Annotated in this window: 15 protein-coding genes; 7 read left to right on the top strand and 8 right to left on the bottom strand. The window is 73.1% G+C overall.

Going from position 1 to position 17452, the window contains the following annotated elements:
• Positions 1 to 98: 98 nt before the first annotated feature.
• Entirely contained in the window at positions 99 to 1304 is a 1206-nt protein-coding gene (locus B9B60_RS02050) for a Glu/Leu/Phe/Val dehydrogenase dimerization domain-containing protein (RefSeq protein ID WP_084449643.1), read from the bottom strand.
• 157 nt (positions 1305 to 1461) lie between these two features.
• Here B9B60_RS02050 and B9B60_RS02045 point away from each other — a divergent pair, with 157 nt between their 5' ends.
• On the top strand, positions 1462 to 2403 hold the full coding sequence (locus B9B60_RS02045; RefSeq protein ID WP_072625869.1) for a LysR family transcriptional regulator: 942 nt from the start codon (positions 1462 to 1464) through the stop codon (positions 2401 to 2403).
• Here B9B60_RS02045 and B9B60_RS02040 read toward each other — a convergent pair.
• From B9B60_RS02040 to B9B60_RS02035, 3 genes are read right to left on the bottom strand one after another with little or no spacing between them, the layout of a single operon-like run.
• Positions 2400 to 2990 (bottom strand): DUF998 domain-containing protein, encoded by a 591-nt coding sequence (locus tag B9B60_RS02040; protein ID WP_072625870.1) that lies wholly within the window; start codon positions 2988 to 2990, stop codon positions 2400 to 2402. The two genes, B9B60_RS02045 and B9B60_RS02040, sit on opposite strands and share 4 nt — an antisense overlap.
• Positions 2987 to 3313, bottom strand: a complete 327-nt coding sequence (locus B9B60_RS17420) for a hypothetical protein (RefSeq protein ID WP_159451129.1) — start codon at positions 3311 to 3313, stop codon at positions 2987 to 2989. The genes B9B60_RS02040 and B9B60_RS17420 overlap by 4 nt, the downstream gene beginning before the upstream one ends.
• Positions 3310 to 4239, bottom strand: a complete 930-nt coding sequence (locus B9B60_RS02035; protein WP_072625872.1) for an alpha/beta hydrolase — start codon at positions 4237 to 4239, stop codon at positions 3310 to 3312. Before B9B60_RS02035 ends, B9B60_RS17420 begins: the two co-directional genes overlap by 4 nt.
• 92 nt (positions 4240 to 4331) lie before the next feature.
• Here B9B60_RS02035 and B9B60_RS02030 point away from each other — a divergent pair, with 92 nt between their 5' ends.
• The gene (locus B9B60_RS02030; RefSeq protein WP_072625873.1) at positions 4332 to 4967 is read left to right on the top strand and encodes a DUF3105 domain-containing protein; all 636 of its coding nucleotides are present in this window, start codon (positions 4332 to 4334) and stop codon (positions 4965 to 4967) included.
• Entirely contained in the window at positions 4964 to 5593 is a 630-nt protein-coding gene (locus tag B9B60_RS02025; protein ID WP_084449642.1) for a DUF305 domain-containing protein, read from the top strand. The genes B9B60_RS02030 and B9B60_RS02025 overlap by 4 nt, the downstream gene beginning before the upstream one ends.
• Before the next feature lie 51 nt (positions 5594 to 5644).
• Here B9B60_RS02025 and B9B60_RS02020 read toward each other — a convergent pair whose 3' ends face one another.
• The gene (locus B9B60_RS02020) at positions 5645 to 6025 is read right to left on the bottom strand and encodes a type II toxin-antitoxin system VapC family toxin (protein WP_072625875.1); all 381 of its coding nucleotides are present in this window, start codon (positions 6023 to 6025) and stop codon (positions 5645 to 5647) included.
• Positions 6022 to 6249 carry a FitA-like ribbon-helix-helix domain-containing protein gene (locus B9B60_RS02015; RefSeq protein ID WP_084449641.1) on the bottom strand — a complete coding sequence of 76 codons (228 nt, stop codon included), beginning with the start codon at positions 6247 to 6249 and terminating at the stop codon, positions 6022 to 6024. Before B9B60_RS02015 ends, B9B60_RS02020 begins: the two co-directional genes overlap by 4 nt.
• Before the next feature lie 53 nt (positions 6250 to 6302).
• Here B9B60_RS02015 and B9B60_RS02010 point away from each other — a divergent pair, with 53 nt between their 5' ends.
• Positions 6303 to 7274 (top strand): threonine ammonia-lyase, encoded by a 972-nt coding sequence (locus tag B9B60_RS02010; RefSeq protein WP_084449640.1) that lies wholly within the window; start codon positions 6303 to 6305, stop codon positions 7272 to 7274.
• 157 nt (positions 7275 to 7431) lie between these two features.
• Here the strand turns inward: B9B60_RS02010 and B9B60_RS02005 are convergent, their stop codons facing one another.
• A complete protein-coding gene (locus B9B60_RS02005) occupies positions 7432 to 8406 on the bottom strand; it encodes an IS481 family transposase (protein WP_084449639.1) in 975 nt (324 codons plus the stop codon).
• A gap of 107 nt (positions 8407 to 8513) precedes the next feature.
• Entirely contained in the window at positions 8514 to 8636 is a 123-nt protein-coding gene (locus B9B60_RS17655) for a hypothetical protein (RefSeq protein ID WP_268766690.1), read from the bottom strand.
• 127 nt (positions 8637 to 8763) lie between these two features.
• Between B9B60_RS17655 and recC the strand changes: the two genes are divergently transcribed.
• Genes recC through recD form a run of 3 tightly spaced genes read left to right on the top strand, consistent with a single transcriptional unit; the run spans position 8764 to position 17422 of the window.
• Complete coding sequence (recC, locus tag B9B60_RS01995) at positions 8764 to 12165, top strand: exodeoxyribonuclease V subunit gamma (protein ID WP_084449637.1); 3402 nt, start codon at positions 8764 to 8766, stop codon at positions 12163 to 12165.
• A complete protein-coding gene (locus tag B9B60_RS01990) occupies positions 12162 to 15569 on the top strand; it encodes a UvrD-helicase domain-containing protein (RefSeq protein WP_084449636.1) in 3408 nt (1135 codons plus the stop codon). The genes recC and B9B60_RS01990 overlap by 4 nt, the downstream gene beginning before the upstream one ends.
• Entirely contained in the window at positions 15566 to 17422 is a 1857-nt protein-coding gene (recD, locus tag B9B60_RS01985) for an exodeoxyribonuclease V subunit alpha (protein WP_084449635.1), read from the top strand. Before B9B60_RS01990 ends, recD begins: the two co-directional genes overlap by 4 nt.
• The last annotated feature ends 30 nt before the right edge of the window (positions 17423 to 17452 follow it).

Here is a 17452-nt window from a genome sequence, read left to right as displayed (position 1 = left end):
CTCCTGACTCTGCATTGCCCTACGGCAATGCGCGGCTCGGGATGCCGGACTCTGCATTGCCGTAGGGCAATGCAGAGTCGCGGCCGGGCCAGGACACCTCAGGGGATGACGATCTGCGCCCCCTCGAGCGCGTGCAGGTTGCTCGACGCGAGGGCAAACCCGCTCTGCCGCATGGGGATCCGGTCGCAGGTCCACCGCTCGGCGAGCACGGCGACCTTGGCCCGCATCTCCGCCGAGAGCCGGTCGAAGGAATCCTGCGGGTCACAGCCGACCTGCCCCTGCAGCAGCCACCACGCCCACGCGGCGGCACCGGCGTTGGCGATGAAGTCGGGCACGACGACGACACCACGCGCGACGAGCGCGTCCTCGGCGCCCCACGTCGTGGCGGCATTGGCCGCCTCGACGACGACCCCCGCCGCCACCTGGTCCACGTTGTCCTCGCGGATCGCGTAGGAGACCGCCGCCGGGACGAAGATGTCGGCAGTGATGCCGACGATCGCCTCGCGCGGCAGCTGCTGCACGTGGGCCGGCACCCGGGTCCGGTCGATCTCGCCGTACTCGTCGCGCAGGTCGAGCAGCGCGGGGACGTCGAGGCCCGCCGGGTCGCAGAGCGTGCCGCGGGCGTCGGCGACCGCCGTCACCCGCGCGCCGGCCTCGTGGAGGTACCACGCCGCGCCGCCACCCATGGTGCCGACGCCCTGGATCGCGATCGTCGTCTCCGGGATCGCCCAGCCGAAGCCCTCGGCCGCACCCAGGCAGGCCTCGGCGACGCCGTAGCCGCCGATGACGTCACCGAGCGGGTACCCGTCGTCGGTCATGACCTCGAGGCCGGCCTGCACGCGCGCGAGGGTCTCCTCGGGCTGCGGCGAGCGCGAGATGGCCGCGTGGAAGGACTGCGAGAGGCCCACCTCGGCGAAGACGTCGTCGATGAGCTGCTGGGTCACCCCGAGGTCCTCGGCGGTGACCCACCGGCCGTCGAGCCACGGACGCATCTCGGTGAAGAAGCGCGTGAGGACGCCGAAGGCCCGCGGGTCCTTCGGGTCGAAGTCCACTCCCCCCTTCGCCCCGCCGACGGGCAGGCCGAAGGCCGCCGTCTTGGTGGCCATGCCCCGGGCCAGGTCCCCGACCTCGCTGATCGTGCAGCCGGGCCGCATGCGGGTGCCGCCGGTGGCGATGCCCCCGACGAGGGTGTGGACGACGAGGTAGCCGTGGGCACCGGTGACCGGGTCGACCCAGGTGATCTGGTGGGCGGGCTCGCGGTCGACGAAGTCGTGGGCCGGGTTGGTGGTGTGGGTCGCCGTCATGGTGATGACCGCCAATCTGAAAAGGGGGTGCAGTAGGGCCAGCGTCAGCGAGTGACCCGCTTCACGTCCAGTTACAGAAGGTGCGCTGGATCGTGCACCCCCACTGCACGGTCGCCGCCTCGCCCACGACCGGCGGCGCGCGGCCTACTGTGGGCGGATGGAGTTGTCCCTGCGACGCCTGCAGATGCTGCGCGAGCTCCACCGGCGCGGCACGGTGACCGCTGCCGCCCAGGCCCTGCACTACAGCCCGTCGGGCGTCTCCCAGCAGCTCGCCCAGCTCGAGCGCGAGGTCGGCGTCAAGCTCATCGAGCGCCACGGCCGCCGCGTCCAGCTCACCGAGCTCGGCCTGCTCCTGTCCGACCACGCCGAGGAGATCCTCGGCTCGGTCGAGCGCGCCACCGCCGCGATCGAGCAGGCCCAGGCGGGCATCACCGCGCGCCTGAGCGTCGGCGTGTGGGCCTCGGTCGCCTCCGGCCTGCTGCCTCGCGCGCTGTCGGCGCTGCACCTCGACCACCCCGGCATCGAGGTGCGCACGAGCGAGCTCGCGCCCGAGGAGACGGCCGACGCCGTCCGTGACGGGCTGCTCGACATGTCCTTCGTCATCGACTACTCGAGCCACACGATCGACCCCGACCCGGCCCTCCAGCGCTCGGTCGTCGCCGTCGAGCGGCTGCACGCCGCCGTGCCCGAGGGCTCGGTCGTCGGCGAGACCGTGGGTCTGCACGACCTCGCGGACTTCCCGTGGATCCTCGCCGGGCCCCGGTCGCACTTCGGCCGGGCGGTGCGCGTGTGGTGCCACGAGCGCGGCTTCGAGCCGCGCATCGCACACACGGTCGAGGAGCAGTTCACCGCTTTGGCGATGATCGCCGGCGGCCTCGGCGTCACCCTCGTCTCCGACCTCGGCCTGACGTTGCTGCCGCCGGGGGTCGATGTCGTCCCCCTCGACGAGCCGGTGCTGCGGACCGTCTCGATCGCGCACCGGGCGACGACGTCACCGCGCCCTTCCATCGACCTCTTCGTCGAGGCGGTGCGCACGGCGGCCGCGGAGCAGGGGCTGGCGGCGGGACCGCCAGCTCCCCCCTTCGCCCCCGGGGGCTAGTCCCGACCGCGGGCGAGGAGCAGGGCCAGGCCGGCGCCGACCTGCCACACGACCACGGCGTAGACGGCCGTCCGCTCGGCCGTGCCGAAGCCGACCGCGTTGGTGAGGGCGAGCACCCAGCCGAGCCCGCACACCACCGTGCACACCACGGTCCAGACGGCCAGCGCGCGATGGCGCCACAGCGCGCCGGTGAGTGCCGCGAGGAGCACGAACCCGCCGCCGATGGCCAGGAGGGCGCCGGCCCCGTGCACGGTCTCGCCGGCGGGCGAGAGGCCGACGAGGACCAGCCCGAGCGCGTAGACCGCGACGAGCGGGAGCACGAGCCACCGCCATCGCGGGACGAAGGGGGCCAGCGCCCACCCCGCGAGCAGGGCCCGCAGGCCGGAGCCGATGAAGGTCACGTTCATCGCCGCGTGCCGAGTCGAGACCGCCCCGTCGGGCATCTCGAAGGGCACGCCGAGCGCGCTGATCGCGTCGACGGTCAGGTCGTAGGGCCGTCCCTGCCAGCCCGCGAGAGCCCACGCCTCGCCGGCGAAGTACAGAGCCGCCAGCAGGAGCAGCAGCCCCCCGAGTCGGCGACGGGTCACGCGGAGGACGAAGGGGGGTCTGCAGGGTCGTCGGGCTCGGGCCGCTGGTCGGCGACGAGGTCGACGCCGGCCGCGAGGCCGGAGCGCACCTTGCCCAGCAGGTCGGTGGCCTTGCCGCCGGTCACCCGGTCGATCTCGCCCTCGGCGTGGCCGAGCCACTCGTGCGCCTGCTCGCGGTGGGCGTCGGCGAAGCCGCCCGCGGCGCTCACCGCGTCCTGGGCGAGCTTGGCCGCCGCCGCGCCCGCTTGGGCGAGGTGCTTGTCGAGCTCGAGGTCCTCGATGGCCCGGCGGGCATCGCGCTTGCCCTCGGTCACGGGACTCACGCCCCCTTCGTCGTCAGGTGCTCGTCGAGCCAGCCGATGATGCGCTCGGTGACCTCGTCACGGACGGTGTCGTTGAGCAGCTCGTGCCGGCCCTCGGGATAGATCTCGAGGGTCACGTCGCGGACGCCGGCATCGCGGTACCACCCAGCGACCTTGCGCACGGCCTCACCACCGACGGGGTCCTGGGAGCCGGAGAGGAAGAAGACCGGCAGGTCGACGGGGGTGCGGCCGGCGAGCGCCGGCAGGGAGTTGACCCCGCCCAGCAGGTCGGCGAAGAAGCCGGCGGTGAAGACCTCGCCGCAGCGTTCGTCGTCGATGTAGCGCTGGACCTCGTCGGGGTCGCGGGAGAGCCAGTCGAAGTCGGTCCGCGCGGGCGTGAAGGCCTTGTTGAAGGACCCGAAGGTCAGGGAGTTCATCAGGCGGGAGGTCGCCCGGCGGCCGCGGACCCGGGACTCGGCCCTGGCGACGAGCTCGCCGACGCGGCCGAGCAGCCCCTGGTCGCCGCCGGTGCCGCTGAAGACGGCGCCGGCGAGGTCGTGGCCGTAGCGGGTGACGTAGTCACGGCCGAGCAGCGAGCCCATCGAGTGACCGAAGAAGAAGAGGGGCAGGCCGGGGTGGGCCTCACGGGCGGCCTGCGCGACGGTGTGCATGTCGTCGACGGCCGTGTCCCAGCCGTGGTCGTCGGCGTAGTAGCCGCGGTCCTCCTGCTCGGTCGAGGTCTCGCCGTGGCCGCGATGGTCGTGCATCCACGCTGCGTAGCCGGCGTCGGTGAGCGCCTGCGCGAAGCGCTCGTAGCGCCCGGAGTGCTCGGCCATCCCGTGGGCCATCTGGACGACGCCCTTGGCCTCGCCGTCGGGCTGCCAGGTGCGCACGAAGAGTGGCAACCCGTCCTGCGGGGAGGTGATGGTCGTCGTCTCTGAACGCATGCAGTCAGACTAGTGGCGAGCACCCTCAGTAGACCTTCAGTTGACGGTGCAATAATCCCGGCAATTCCGCCCCCGCCTACCCCGAGGGACCCATGAGCAGCAAGAAGTCGATGTCCGCCCGCGAGGTCAAGCTCGCCGAGGCACGCAAGAAGGCCCAGTCCGCCGAGCGTCGCCGCTCCCTCCTCCTGGCAGGTGCCGCAGCCGTGGTGATCGCACTCATCGCTGGCACCGTGGGCTATGCCATCGTCAGCGAGCGCGACGACCGCCGGGCCGCGGGAGACCTGTCGGGGGTCAAGACCTTCGACTACACGGGCGGCAACCACGTCGAGGGCAAGATCGACTACAAGGAGTCGCCGCCCGTGGGCGGCGAGCACAACGGCGTGTGGCTCAACTGCGGCACCTACGACACGCCGGTGCCCGACGAGCACGCCGTCCACTCCCTCGAGCACGGCGCCGTGTGGATCGGCTACGACCCCGACCTGCCTGAGGCCGACGTCAAGAAGCTGGACGACGCGCTGCCCGACACCTACACGATCCTCTCGCCCTACGAGGGCAAGATGCCCGGCAAGATCGTCCTGTCGGCCTGGAGCAACCAGCTGAGCGTCGACTCGGCTGACGACCCGCGGATCAAGGGCTTCATCAAGGAGTACCGGCAGGGCAAGCAGACCCCCGAGCCCGGGGCGGCCTGCACCGGTGGTGTGACCCCCGAGACGAGCCTGGTCAAGTGACCCCCCGGGTCGTCCTCGCCGCGGTCGTCGCGCTCGCGATCGGTCTCGTCGCCGGCCTGGCGCTCAGCCGCGTCGGCGGGGACGACCTCCCTGGTGACGACAGCGTCGCCGCCGGCTTCGCCCGCGACATGCAGACGCACCACGACCAGGCCGTCGAGATGTCCTGGATCATCTACGACCGCACCGACGACTCGTTGGTGCGCTCCCTCGCCTACGACATCGCGCGCACCCAGGAGTCGCAGTCGGGGCAGATGGCCGGTTGGCTGCAGGTCTGGGGGCTCTCGCCCACCGGACCCGGCAAGCAGATGGACTGGATGCGTGGCCTGGGCCACGAGCACGGCGCAACGATGACCCTCGGCGATGACGGCCTGATGCCCGGCATGGCGACCCAGGCCGAGATGACCAAGCTGAAGGGGATGCGCGGCAAGGCGGCCGACATCTACTACCTCCAGATGATGATCCGCCACCACAAGGCGGGTGTGCCGATGGCCGAGGCCGCGCGTGACAACTCTCAGAATGACGCCGTCGAGACCCTCGCCCAGTCGATCATCAACAGCCAGACCACCGAGGTCGAGACGATGACCCAGATGCTCAAGGAGCGCGGCGCCAAGCCCCTGGCCGACTGATCCCGTGGGTCGAGGTGGGCCGAGCGCCAGCGAGGCCCCTCGAGACCACTCCTAGATCACGACCACCTCGGCCGTGTGACCGCCGGCTGCCAGCTTGCGGTCGCACGTGTAGAGCGGCGCGTCGAGCCCCTCGGCCAGGGCCAGGTAGGCCGCGTCGTAGCTCGTGTACTGGTGCCGCAGCGACCAGACCCTCCGGGCGAAGGGAGCCACGTCCCGTCTTGTGATGTCGAGGTCGAGATAGGCCCCGAGTGCCTCCTCGGCGCGTGCCGCCGGGAGCTTGGCCCCGAGCGTCAGGCCCCGCAGGACGGACAGCACCTCGACGTCCAGGTGCTGCGGCGCCTCGACCACGCCGGCAAGGGCGTCGAGGAGTCGCGGGTCCGGCGCACGCCCCACGAGCGCCTCGACCATCGCCGAGGCATCGACGACGATCACCGGCGGCTCTCGTGCAGCGTCGAGACGATCTCCTCGGAGGCCGGGGCCAATGTCCGGTCCACCTGCCGCAGTCGCTCGACGACCTCGGCATTGGTGGGGCGTTCCGCAAGCCGAAGCAGCGCACCGGCGACGTAAGCGGACAGGGACTGCCCGTCGGCCGCCGCACGCTGCTTGAGCGTCTCGGCCACGTCGTCGGGGACGTCACGGATGTACAGGGTGGGCATGACCTCATGCTAGCGGTCTGCAAGCACAGGGTCCATGGGCCACGATGGTGCGCATGGACTTCGGGATCGAGACGATCAGAGCGGCCGCCGAGCGACTCGAGGGCCGGGTGCGCCGCACTCCCCTGCTCTCCTCCCCGATGCTCGACGAGCTCTGCGGCGCAACGGTGCTCGTCAAGGCCGAGGCCCTGCAGCTCACCGGCTCCTTCAAGATCCGCGGCGCACTCAACACGCTGCTGTCGCTGACCGACGCCGAGCGGGCGGCCGGCGTCCTCGCCTTTTCCACCGGCAACCACGGCCAGGCCGTCGCGGCCTCGGCACGGATGACGGGCTCGACGGCGACGATCGTCATGCCGCAGGACGCGCCGCAGATCAAGGTCGACGGCTGCCGCTGGTGGGGCGCCGAGGTCGTCTTCTACGACCCCGCGACGCAGGACCGGGAGGTCGTCGGACGCGAGCTCGTCGAGCAGCGCGGCCTGACCCTCGTGCACCCCTACGACGACCCTCGGGTGATGTCCGGTCAGGGCACCGTGGGTCTCGAGATCGTCGACCAGCTGCGCGAAGGGGGCCACTCCCCCGACGCGGTCATCGTCCCGTGCAGCGGTGGCGGGCTCTCGTCCGGCGTCATCACGGCGGTGCGGGAGACGCATCCGGGGGCAGCCCCCTTCGTCGTGGAGCGTGATGGTTACCCCAAGATGGCGCGGTCGCTCGCCTCCGGGCGAGTCGAGAAGGTGCCGGCCGTGCCGGTCTTCCTCGACGCCATCGGCTCGCCGACGGTCGGCGAGCACACCCTCGCCGCGCTCTCCCAGCACGGCGTGACCGGCCTCGAGGTCACCGACGACCAGGCGCGGATCGCGATGCGTGAGGCGGTCCGCACCCTCAAGCTCGTCGTCGAGCCCGGTGGCTCCGCGGCGCTGGCCGCGCTCATCGCCCAGCGGGAGCGCTTCGCCGGGCAGACCGTCGTCGTCGTGGCGAGCGGCGGCAATGTCGACGCCTCGGTGCTCGCCGAGGTGCTCGCTCAGTCCTGAGGCACGGTCGCGACCTGCCCCGCCCGCTCGAGACTCTCCGCGACGAAGCCGCTCGCCTTGAGCTCGGCGACGATCTCGTCGAGCCCGGCCACGAGCCGCTCAGGCCGCTCCCGCGGGACGGCGACGGCCTGACGGATCGCCTAGATGTACTCAGCCGTCAGGTTGTTGACAGTCGGCTGGTCGGGGGAAGGCCGCCGAGTGCGGTGTGGCGGCGTTCAGTGTTGTAGTGCTCGAGCCAGGGCGCAAGGGCGTCTGCTCGTTGCTGGTTGCTGGTGAAGACCTGCCGGTAGGCCCACTCGGTTTGCAGGGTGCGGTTGAAGCGTTCGACCTTGCCGTTCTGCCAGGGGCAGTGGGGCTTGATGAACTTGTGCTTGGCGCCCAGCTGTTCGAGGACCTTGCGCACGTCGTGGGAGTTTTTGTAGGAGAAGTGGTTGTCGGTCATCACTCGCTCGATCGAGGTGATGCCGTGGTCGGCGAAGTAGGCCGCAGCGCGGCGGATGAACCCGGCGCAGGAGGTGCCCTTCTCGTCGGGCAGGATCTCGCTGTAGGCCAGCCGTGAGTGGTCATCGACCATGGAGTGCACGTAGTCGTAGCCGATCCGGGCCTTCTTCTTCGCCGAGGTCGATCCCATCGCTCGACCGTGAGCCTTCCACCCGCCGCCGTCGGGGATCTTGCCGACCTTCTTGACGTCGACGTGGACCAGCTCGCCGGGACGGTCGCGTTCGTAGCGCACCGCGGTGGTCTTCGACGCGCGGATCACTTCGCCGGTCAGCGGGTCGCACTCGCGCAGGTAGGGCACGCCGTGGCGGCGCAGGACCCGAGAGACGGTGCGCGCGGGCACACCCAGCTCGGGACCGATCCAGTCCTGACCGCGACGCTGCTCGCGGCGGATGGCCACGATGCGTTCCTCGACCTCGACCGGGGTCTGTCGCGGGCTGTGGTGCGGACGGCTGGAACGATCGACCAGCGCCTCCTTGCCGTGCTCGCGGAAGCGGTTGATCCACCGGTGCGCGCACTGACGCGAGATGCCCTGGGCCTTGGCCGCGTGCGCCACCGCCCACCCTTCATCGATGACCCGCTCGACGAGCAGTTCACGACCGAGCTGGTTCAGGCGGGCATTACCGTGGGACATGAGGACCTCCGGTCGGTAGGCGACTTAGACATCACCCACCGCACCCGGGGGTCCTCCCTGACGTCAACCCCGACACGAAGTGTCACCAACCTCCCGGCTGAGTACACCTAGAAGGCGGGCTCGAGCACCGTCAGCCCGTGCTCCTGCGCATAGGCCGTGATCGGCTGGCGCACACCGGAGAGGACGTCGGCTCCCCCTTCGTAGGCCTGCTCGACCTCGTCACCACGCACGATCGTCGCGTGCTCGATGGTGCGGGTCAGGTAGAGGTCGTAGGCGGACCCGCGGCGAGTGGCGATGGTCGTGCCGGCGTCCGCAGGTGCGCGTCGCGCTGTCGGCCCGCCCGGATACGGTCTGACCGTGGCTCTCCATCTCCACCGCGCGCAGCGCACCGACACCCTCGCCGACGAGCTCGGCGAGCTGCTGGCGAGCCCGCTGCCCGACCCCTTCGCGCAGGAGGTCGTCGTCGTGCCCGAGCAGGGCATCGAGCGGTGGTTGGCCCAGCGGCTGTCCCACCGTCTCGGCCGGGGCGAAGGGGGTCAGGACGGGGTCTGCGCCGGTGTCACCTTCCTGCGGCCGCGCTCTCTGGTCACGATGCTCACCGGCCGCGACGAGGACGACCCGTGGCTGCCGCAGCATCTCGTCTGGCCGCTGCTCGAGGTCATCGACGCCTCCCTCGGGCAGCCGTGGTGCGAGGCGCTCAGCCGGCACCTCGGGCACGGCACCGACGACCCCGACGGCACCCGCGCCGGCCGCCGCTACTCGGTCGCGCTGCGACTGGCCCGGCTCTTCCACCGCTACGGGCAGAGCCGGCCGACGATGCTCACCGACTGGCGCGAGGGGCGCGACACCGACGGCACCGGGTCACCGCTCGACCCGGACCTCACCTGGCAGGCGGAGCTGTGGCGGCGACTCGCGTCCCGAGTCGACGCGCCCCCGCCCGACGTGCGGCACGCCGAGACGGTCGAGCGGCTGCGGGGAGACGGTGACGGGCTCGAGCTGCCGGAGCGGCTCTCGCTCTTCGGCCACACCCGGCTCGCCGTCACCGAGGTCGAGCTGCTGCGCGCCCTCGGCCGCAGCCGCGACGTGCACCTGTGGCTGCCCCAGCCCTCGCCCGACCTGTGGGAACGGCTGGCTCCCTTCGCCGAGGAGGGGCTCGTCGCCCGCGAGAGCGATGCCACGAGCGACCTCGTGCGGCACCCCCTGCTCGCCTCGCTCGGGCGGGACTCGCGCGAGCTGGTGCGGGTGCTGGGCCACTCGGTGGTCGAGGAGCGAGGCCGTCCACGGCCGAGCCTCGAGACCGGTGGCTTCGAGGCTCCTTCGTCGCACCTCAGCCAACGTGGGGGTGGGAAGGCGAGGTCGGTGCTCGAGTGGCTGCAGGCCGACCTGGGCGACGACCACGTGCCCGACGAGGCCGAGCGGGCGGCGCGGCAGGTGACCGACGACGACCGTTCGATCCAGGTGCACGCCTGCCACGGGCCGGCCCGGCAGGTCGAGGTGCTGCGGGAGGTGCTCGTCGGCCTCCTCGAGGACGACCCGACGCTCGAGCCGCGCGACGTGCTCGTCATGTGCCCGGACGTCGAGACCTACGCCCCGCTCATCGGGGCCGCCTTCGGCCTGGGCGACCACGGCACCGACGCCGACGGCGTCGACACCCACCCCGCCCACCGGCTGCGGGTCCGTCTGGCCGACCGGTCGCTGCGGGCGACCAACCCCCTGCTCGCCGTCGCCGACCGGGTCGTCGGCCTCGCCGGCGGTCGACTCACCGCGAGCGAGGTGCTCGACCTCGCTGCCACCGAGCCGGTGCGGCGGCGCTTCGGACTCGACGACGACGATCTGGCGACGATGACCCGGTGGGTCAGCGACTCCGGCATCCGGTGGGGCTACGACCAGGCGGGGCGGGCCCCCTTCGCCCTCGACGTGGAGCCCCAGGGCACCTGGCGGTTTGGTCTCGACCGGCTCCTCGTCGGCGTCGCCGTCTCCGCCGACGGGCCGCTGCAGGTCGGCGACGTCATGCCGCTCGACGACGTCGGCAGCGGCTCGGTCGACCTCGTCGGCCGGGTGAGCGAGCTGCTCGCGCGCATCGGTGACGGGCTCGACGCGCTCGAGCACGCCGGGACCGCCACCGAGTGGATGGACGCCCTCGCCGAGGCCGTGCTCTCGCTGACCGATGTGCCGACCCGCGAGCGCTGGCAGGTCGGCGACCTCCAGCGCACCCTCGGCTCCGCCGCACGGCACGCCAGCGACGAGGTGCCGCTGCGGCTGGCCGACGTGCGCGTCCTCCTCGCCGACCAGCTGGCGGGGCGGCCGAGCCGGGCGAGCTTCCGCACCGGGGGCCTGACGGTGTGCACGATGACGCCGATGCGCTCCGTGCCGCACCGCGTCGTGTGCCTGCTCGGCATGGACGACGACTCCTTCCCCCGCCAGCAGGCGATCGACGGTGACGACGTGCTCGCCCGGCGCCCGATCACCGGGGAGCGAGACGCGCGCAGCGAGGACCGCCAGCTGCTGCTCGACGCCGTGCTCGCGGCCCGCGAGCGCCTCGTCATCGCCTACACCGGCGCCGACGAGCACAGCGGCGAGCCCTGCCCGCCCGCCGTCCCGCTCGGCGAGCTCGTCGACGCCGCCCGTGAGACGACGAGCGCCCCGGTCGAGGTCGTCGAGCACCCGCTGCAGCCCTTCGACCCGCGCAACCTCACGCCCGGCGGTCCGGGGGGCGGGCGTCCGCTGAGCTTCGACCGGTCGGCGCTGCTCGCTGCCCGGGCGGCCTCCGGGCAGCGGACCCCGCCCGGCCGGCTCGTCACCGCACCGCTGCCGGCGCGGGTCATCACCGATGTCGGCCTCGCGGACCTGATCGCCTTCTACGACAACCCGGCTCGCGGGTTCCTGCGCGACCGCCTCCAGGTCGGCGTCTCGCACGAGGTCGACGAGGTGAGCGACCGGCTGCCCATCGACCTCGACGGCCTCGACAAGTGGGCCATCGGCGACCGCGCGCTGAGGGCCCGCATCGCCGGGCGCGACCCGCGCGCGATCTACCGGGCCGAGCAGCTGCGCGGCTCGCTGCCCCCCGCCGCGCTCGGCGACGTCACCCTCGAGGAGATCGGCCGGGCCGTCGAGCAGCTCATGGGCCAGCTCGCGCTGGGGCCGCCCGAGGACCCACGCTCGGTCGACATCGAGGTCACCCTGCCCGGTGACCGGCGGCTCACCGGCACCGTCGACGGCGTGCGCGGGCTGCACCTGGTCGACATCACCTACTCACGCCTGGGGGCCAAGCAGCTCATGGCGGCCTGGATTCGGCTGCTCGCCCTCACCGCTGCGGGCGCCGACGACGAGGGCTGGCAGGCCTCCACGCTTGGCAAGGGATCCAGGGGCAAGGTCGCCCGCACGACCTACGGAGCGCTTCCCCGCGCTGCCGCGCGCTCGCACCTGGCGACCCTGCTCGAGGTCCACGCCCTCGGGCAGACGGTGCCGCTTCCGCTGCCGGTCAAGACGGCCCACGCACACGCCCAGGCGATCAGTCGCAACCCCTCGCGCACCCGGGTCGCCCAGCAGCAGGCCGTCGGCGAGTGGGAGCCGACGATCCTCAAGAGCGGCGACGTCATCCCCGGCGAGCGCGACGACGCATGGTGGCGCCTCGTCCACGGGAGCGAGGCTCCCTTCGACGTGCTGACGCAGCCCCTCGCCGGCCCCGGCAGCGACCTGGCCACACTGGCCACGCGGGTGTGGGGTCCGGCGCTCGACAACGTGGGGAGCACGGCATGACCGCCACGACTACGGGCGCGCTGACCCCCTTCGACATCACGGGCGAGCTGCCCACGGGCACGGTGCTGCTCGAGGCGAGCGCCGGCACGGGCAAGACGTGGACCATCGGCGCCCTCGTCGCCCGGCACATCGCCGAGGGCGTCGTGCGGCTCGAGGACATGCTCGTCATCACCTTCGGCCGCGCCGCCTCCCGGGAGATGCGCGAGCGGGTCCGCGAGCACCTGCGGCACGTCCACCGGCACGTGGCCGACCCCGACCTGGCCACCGACGACGAGGTCATCGCCCTGCTGCGTCAGGGCACACCCGAGGAGGTGGCCGAGCGGGCGCGGCGGCTGCGCGACGCACTGACCCACTTCGACGCGGCGACGATCGCGACGACGCACCAGTTCTGCCAGCTCGTGCTGCGGGGGCTGGGCGTCGCCGGCGACACCGACCAGCACGCCCGACTCGTCGAGGACCTGTCGGACCTGCGCGACGAGGTCGTCGACGACCTCTACGTCCGCGGTTTCGCCACCGGGGGCCCGCCGGCCTTCACCCGCAAGCGCGCCGGCGAGATCGCCCGGGCCGTCACCGAAAATCCGCATGCCGAGCTCGACCCCAGCTCCCTCGAGGGGCGCTCCGCCGACGCCCGCAGCCTGGGCTTCGCCCGACTGGTGCGCCAGGAGCTCGACCGCCGCAAGCGGCGGCTCGGGGTGCTCGGCTACGACGACCTGCTCTCCCACCTCGCCGCCGCCCTCGAGGACGAGGACTCTCCCGCACGCGAGCGGATGCGCCAGCGCTGGCGGGTGGTGCTCGTCGACGAGTTCCAGGACACCGACCCGGTGCAGTGGCAGATCCTCGACCGGGCCTTCAGCGGGCACAGCACCCTCGTGCTCATCGGTGACCCCAAGCAGGCGATCTACGGGTTCCGCGGCGGCGACGTCGACACCTATCTCACCGCCGCCGACTCGGCGACGACCCGGCACACCCTCGGGGTCAACCACCGCTCCGACGGGCCGCTCGTGCGCAGTCTGGGTGCGCTCCTCGGCGGGGCGCAGCTCGGCGACGAGCAGATCGTCGTCCACCCGGTGCGCGCCGCCCGCGAGGGCTCGCGCCTGGGGGTCGCCGACGGCATCGCGCCCGACGGGCTGCTGGCCCCCGTGCGGCTGCGAGCCGTGCCGAGCGCCCGGGTCGAGCAGCCCGGCCAGACCATCTCGATCGGGTCGGTGCGCCCGCTCGTCGCCCGCGACTGCGCCGCGGAGATCACCCGGCTGCTCGCGGGGCGCACGACCTTCGACGGGCGCCCGCTGCGGGCCGGAGACGTGGCCGTCCTCGCCCACACCCGCAAGCAGCTCGACGAGGTGCGTACGGCCCTGACCGCCGTCGGGCTGCGCTCGGTCATCGTCTCCAGCGACAGCATCTACGACTCCCCCGCCGCCGCCCACTGGCTCACCCTGCTCGAGGCGATGGAGCTGACCCACCGCGCCGAGCGGGTGCGCGCGGCGGCGCTGACCCCCTTCGTCGGGGCGAGCGCCGGCGATCTCGACGCGCGCGGCGACGACCTCACCGAGGAGATCGCCCACCGCCTGCGTACCTGGGCCGCCCTGCTCGGCCGTCGAGGGGTCGCCGCCGTCCTCGCCTCAGCGACCGCCGACGGGCTCGACGCCCGGGTGCTCGCCCGCACCGACGGCGAGCGCCTGCTCACCGACCTGCGCCACATCGGCGAGACCCTCCACCAGCGGGTCGTCACCGAGGGCGAGGGTCTGGCCTCGCTCACCGCCTGGCTGCGCGAGCGCATGGCTGCCGCCCGCAAGGAGGAGCGCGCCCGCCGCCTCGACAGCGACGCCGACGCCGTCCACCTGGCGACGATCCACGCGAGCAAGGGCCTGCAGTACCCCGTCGTCATGCTCCCCTTCGTCTGCGACCGATGGTTGCCCCGGCCCGACGTCCTGCACTTCCACCGGGCCGACCGCACCCGCGCGCTCGACATCGGCATCACGAGCGACGAGGGGCGTCAGGAGCGACTCGACCGGGCCGCAGCCGAGGAGAGCGGCGAGTCGCTGCGACTGCTCTACGTGGCGCTGACCCGCGCCCAGAGCCAGGTCGTCACGTGGTGGTTTCCCTCCGCGCGCAACACCGGGCCCTCGCCGCTGCACCGCATCCTCCTCGGCCGCACCCAGGGTCAGGGCGAGGTGCCGCGCACCCACCCCGTGCCCGGCGACGACACCCTGCAGGACCGCCTCGCCGACTGGGAGCGCCGGGGCGCGCTGCGGGTCGAGTACGTCGACGAACCCACGGCGGTGACGATGGCGGCGCCGGCGCCCGTGACCGACCTGTCGGTGCGCGACTTCACCCGCACCGTCGACGACGCTTGGCGACGCACCTCCTACACCGCGCTCACCCGGCCGCTCGACGACGTGGCCCGGCCCACCACCGAGGACCTCGTGGCCAGCGAGCCGGAGGTCACCGACCGCCAGGACGACGAGGGCGGTGTCCGTGGCCTCGATGCAGCGGCCTCGACGGCGGGCGTCGAGCCCGTCGACGACGCCGGGGCCGCGACTGCGGGAGGTGACCGGCACCTCCCTTCGCCCATGGCGGAGCTGCCGGTGGGAGCCGGCTTCGGCTCACTCGTGCACGCGGTGCTCGAGGAGGCCGATGCGCAGGCGGGCGACCTGCGGGCCGAGCTGCGCGCGAACATCGAGGAGCAGGTCGTCGCCTGGCCCGTGCCCGACCTCGACCGCGATGCCCTCGCCGACGCGCTCGTCCAGGTCATCGACACCCCGCTCGGGCCGCTCGCGCCGGGGGTGACGCTGCGTGATGTCGGCGCCCGTGACCGGTTGTGCGAGATGGACTTCGAGCTGCCGCTCGGCGGAGGCGACGCGGCGCCCGGGCCGAGCGACGACGAGGCCGTCCTCGGCGACCTGGCGGCGCTCATGCGGGCGCACCTGCCGGCGGACGACCCGGTCCTGCCCTTCGCCGACGTCCTCGACGACCCGGTCCTCGGCGACCAGGCGCTGCGCGGCTACCTCACTGGCTCGGTCGACATCGTGCTGCGCATCGGCGACCGGCACCTCGTCGTCGACTACAAGACCAACTGGCTCGGGCCGGTCGACACCCCGCTGACGACCGCGCACTACGACCCGGCGGCGCTGCGCGAGGCGATGACGCACTCCTCCTACCCGCTGCAGGCGATCCTCTACGGGGTCGTGCTGCACCGCTTCCTGCGGTGGCGCCAGCCCGGATACGACCCGGCGGTGCACCTCGGTGGCGTGCTCTACCTCTATTTGCGGGGCATGGCCGGAGCCGACACACCGCTCGTCGACGGGCACCCGACCGGCGTCTTCTCCTGGGCACCACCCGTCGCGCTCATCGAGGGCGTGTCGAACCTGCTCGACGGGCGCCGACCGACCGAGGGGGACCGATGACCGAGATCCTCGACCGCTACGACCGCCGGGTGGTTCGCTCGGCGACGGGCGAGCTGGCCCGGCTCAACGCGACCGGCGTCCTCGAGGCCGCCGACGTCCATGTGGCGACCCGCGTCAGCGAGCTCGTCGGCGAGACCGACGACCTCGTGCAGGTGACCCTGGCCCTCGTCGTGCGGGCGGCCCGCGAGGGCTCGACCAGCCTCGACCCGGAGCACGCGCGCGAGCTGCTCGCCGAGGCCGCCGAGGAGCCCAGCACCCCAGTCGAGGGAGCAGCGACCGACGATCCGGTCGGAGACACCTCCACCGAGCAGTCGGGCGCGGTCGGAGACACCTCCACCCAGCAGTCGGGCGCGGTCGAGCTGCCGCCGACACCCGAGTGGCTCGACCGAGTCCGTGGCAGCGCGCTGGCCGAGGCGGGCGTGCTGCTCGTCGAGCACGACCTGGTCTACCTCGATCGCTACCACCGCGAGGAGGTGCAGGTGGCCGAGGACCTGCGCCGGCGGTCGACCACCGAGGCACCACCCGTCGACGAGCCGGTCCTCGAGGCCGGGCTCGAGCGGGTCTTCCCGGGCGACGGCTGGGGCGAGCAGCGGGCCGCGGTGCGTTCCGCCGCCGGGCGCCTGACGACGGTGCTCGCCGGCGGTCCCGGCACCGGCAAGACCTCGACCGTTGCCGGCCTGCTCACCCTGCTGCTCGAGCAGGCCGAGTCCCGGGGCCGGCGGCCGCGCATCGCTCTGGCCGCCCCCACCGGCAAGGCCGCGGCCCGGCTGCGCGAGTCCGTCCTGGGCTCTCTGGGTCACATGCCCGAGCTCGACCGCCAACGCCTGGGCACCGACATCGAGGCGGTGACCGTGCACCGACTGCTCGGCTGGCGCCCCGACAGCGGCAACCGCTTCAGGCGCGACCGCGGCAATCCCCTGCCCCACGACGTCGTCGTCGTCGACGAGGCCTCGATGCTCTCGCTCACCCTCACCGCCCGGCTGCTCGAGGCCCTGCGGCCGACTGCCCGGCTGCTGCTCGTCGGCGACCCCGACCAGCTCGCCTCCGTCGAGGCCGGGGCCGTGCTCGCCGACCTCGTGGCCGGCTACGGGGAGGACGGGCCGGTGGCCCGGCTGCAGACATCGCACCGCTTCGGGCAGGAGATCGGGGCCCTCGCCGAGGCGGTGCGCGTCGGCGACGCCGACCGGGTCGTCGAGCTGCTGGCCGCGGCCCGCCCCGGCGGCCCGGTCGAGCACGTCGTGGTCCACGAGGTGCTCGAGGCCGACGAGACCCTCCGTCCGCGGCTGCTCGGCCACGCCGAGCGGCTGCGCGACCTCGCCCTCGCCGGCGAGCACACCGCCGCCCTGCGCGAGCTCGGCGAGCACCGACTGTTGTGCGCGCACCGTGACGGACCCTGGGGTGTCGCCCCGTGGAACGACCGCGTCGAGCGGTGGCTCGCCGAGGCGAGCGAGCACCCCGGCCGGCAGGTCGTCGGCCGACCGCTCCTGGTGACGACCAACGACCGCGGCCTGGGCCTCTACAACGGCGACACGGGCGTCCTGGCGCTGCGCGCAGACCACCGCGTCGTCGGGGTCTTCGGGGAGCCGGGCGCACCGATCGTCCACGCCGCCTCAACCCTCGGCGACGTCGACACGGCGCACGCACTGACGATCCACAAGAGCCAGGGCAGCCAGGCACGCTCGGTCACCGTGCTGCTCCCCGACCCGGACTCACGCCTGCTCACCCGCGAGCTGCTCTACACCGCGATCACCCGCGCGCAGGAGTCGGTGACCCTGGTCGGCTCGGTCGAGGCCGTCCGGGCCGCGGTCACCCGGCGCACCCAGCGCGCGACCGGTCTGCGCCACCGGGTCTGAGCCCCCCTTCGTCCCAGCTGGGCAAGAGAA

Source organism: Janibacter indicus, assembly GCF_900176385.1.
GTDB classification, from domain to species: Bacteria; Actinomycetota; Actinomycetes; order Actinomycetales; family Dermatophilaceae; genus Janibacter; species Janibacter indicus.
Note: the sequence above shows the minus strand (reverse complement) of the source record. Positions and strands in the feature narration are given on the sequence as shown.

Excerpts from the sequence above, each read along its gene's own strand:
- B9B60_RS02030 (WP_072625873.1), top strand. The coding sequence starts at position 4,332 with ATGAGCAGCAAGAAGTCGATGTCCGCCCGCGAGGTCAAGCTCGCCGAG.
- B9B60_RS02010 (WP_084449640.1), top strand. The coding sequence starts at position 6,303 with ATGGACTTCGGGATCGAGACGATCAGAGCGGCCGCCGAGCGACTCGAG.
- B9B60_RS02050 (WP_084449643.1), bottom strand. The coding sequence starts at position 1,304 with ATGACGGCGACCCACACCACCAACCCGGCCCACGACTTCGTCGACCGC.
- recD (WP_084449635.1), top strand. The coding sequence starts at position 15,566 with ATGACCGAGATCCTCGACCGCTACGACCGCCGGGTGGTTCGCTCGGCG.
- B9B60_RS02005 (WP_084449639.1), bottom strand. The coding sequence starts at position 8,406 with ATGTCCCACGGTAATGCCCGCCTGAACCAGCTCGGTCGTGAACTGCTC.
- B9B60_RS01990 (WP_084449636.1), top strand. The coding sequence starts at position 12,162 with ATGACCGCCACGACTACGGGCGCGCTGACCCCCTTCGACATCACGGGC.
- B9B60_RS02035 (WP_072625872.1), bottom strand. The coding sequence starts at position 4,239 with ATGCGTTCAGAGACGACGACCATCACCTCCCCGCAGGACGGGTTGCCA.
- B9B60_RS02015 (WP_084449641.1), bottom strand. The coding sequence starts at position 6,249 with ATGCCCACCCTGTACATCCGTGACGTCCCCGACGACGTGGCCGAGACG.
- B9B60_RS02045 (WP_072625869.1), top strand. The coding sequence starts at position 1,462 with ATGGAGTTGTCCCTGCGACGCCTGCAGATGCTGCGCGAGCTCCACCGG.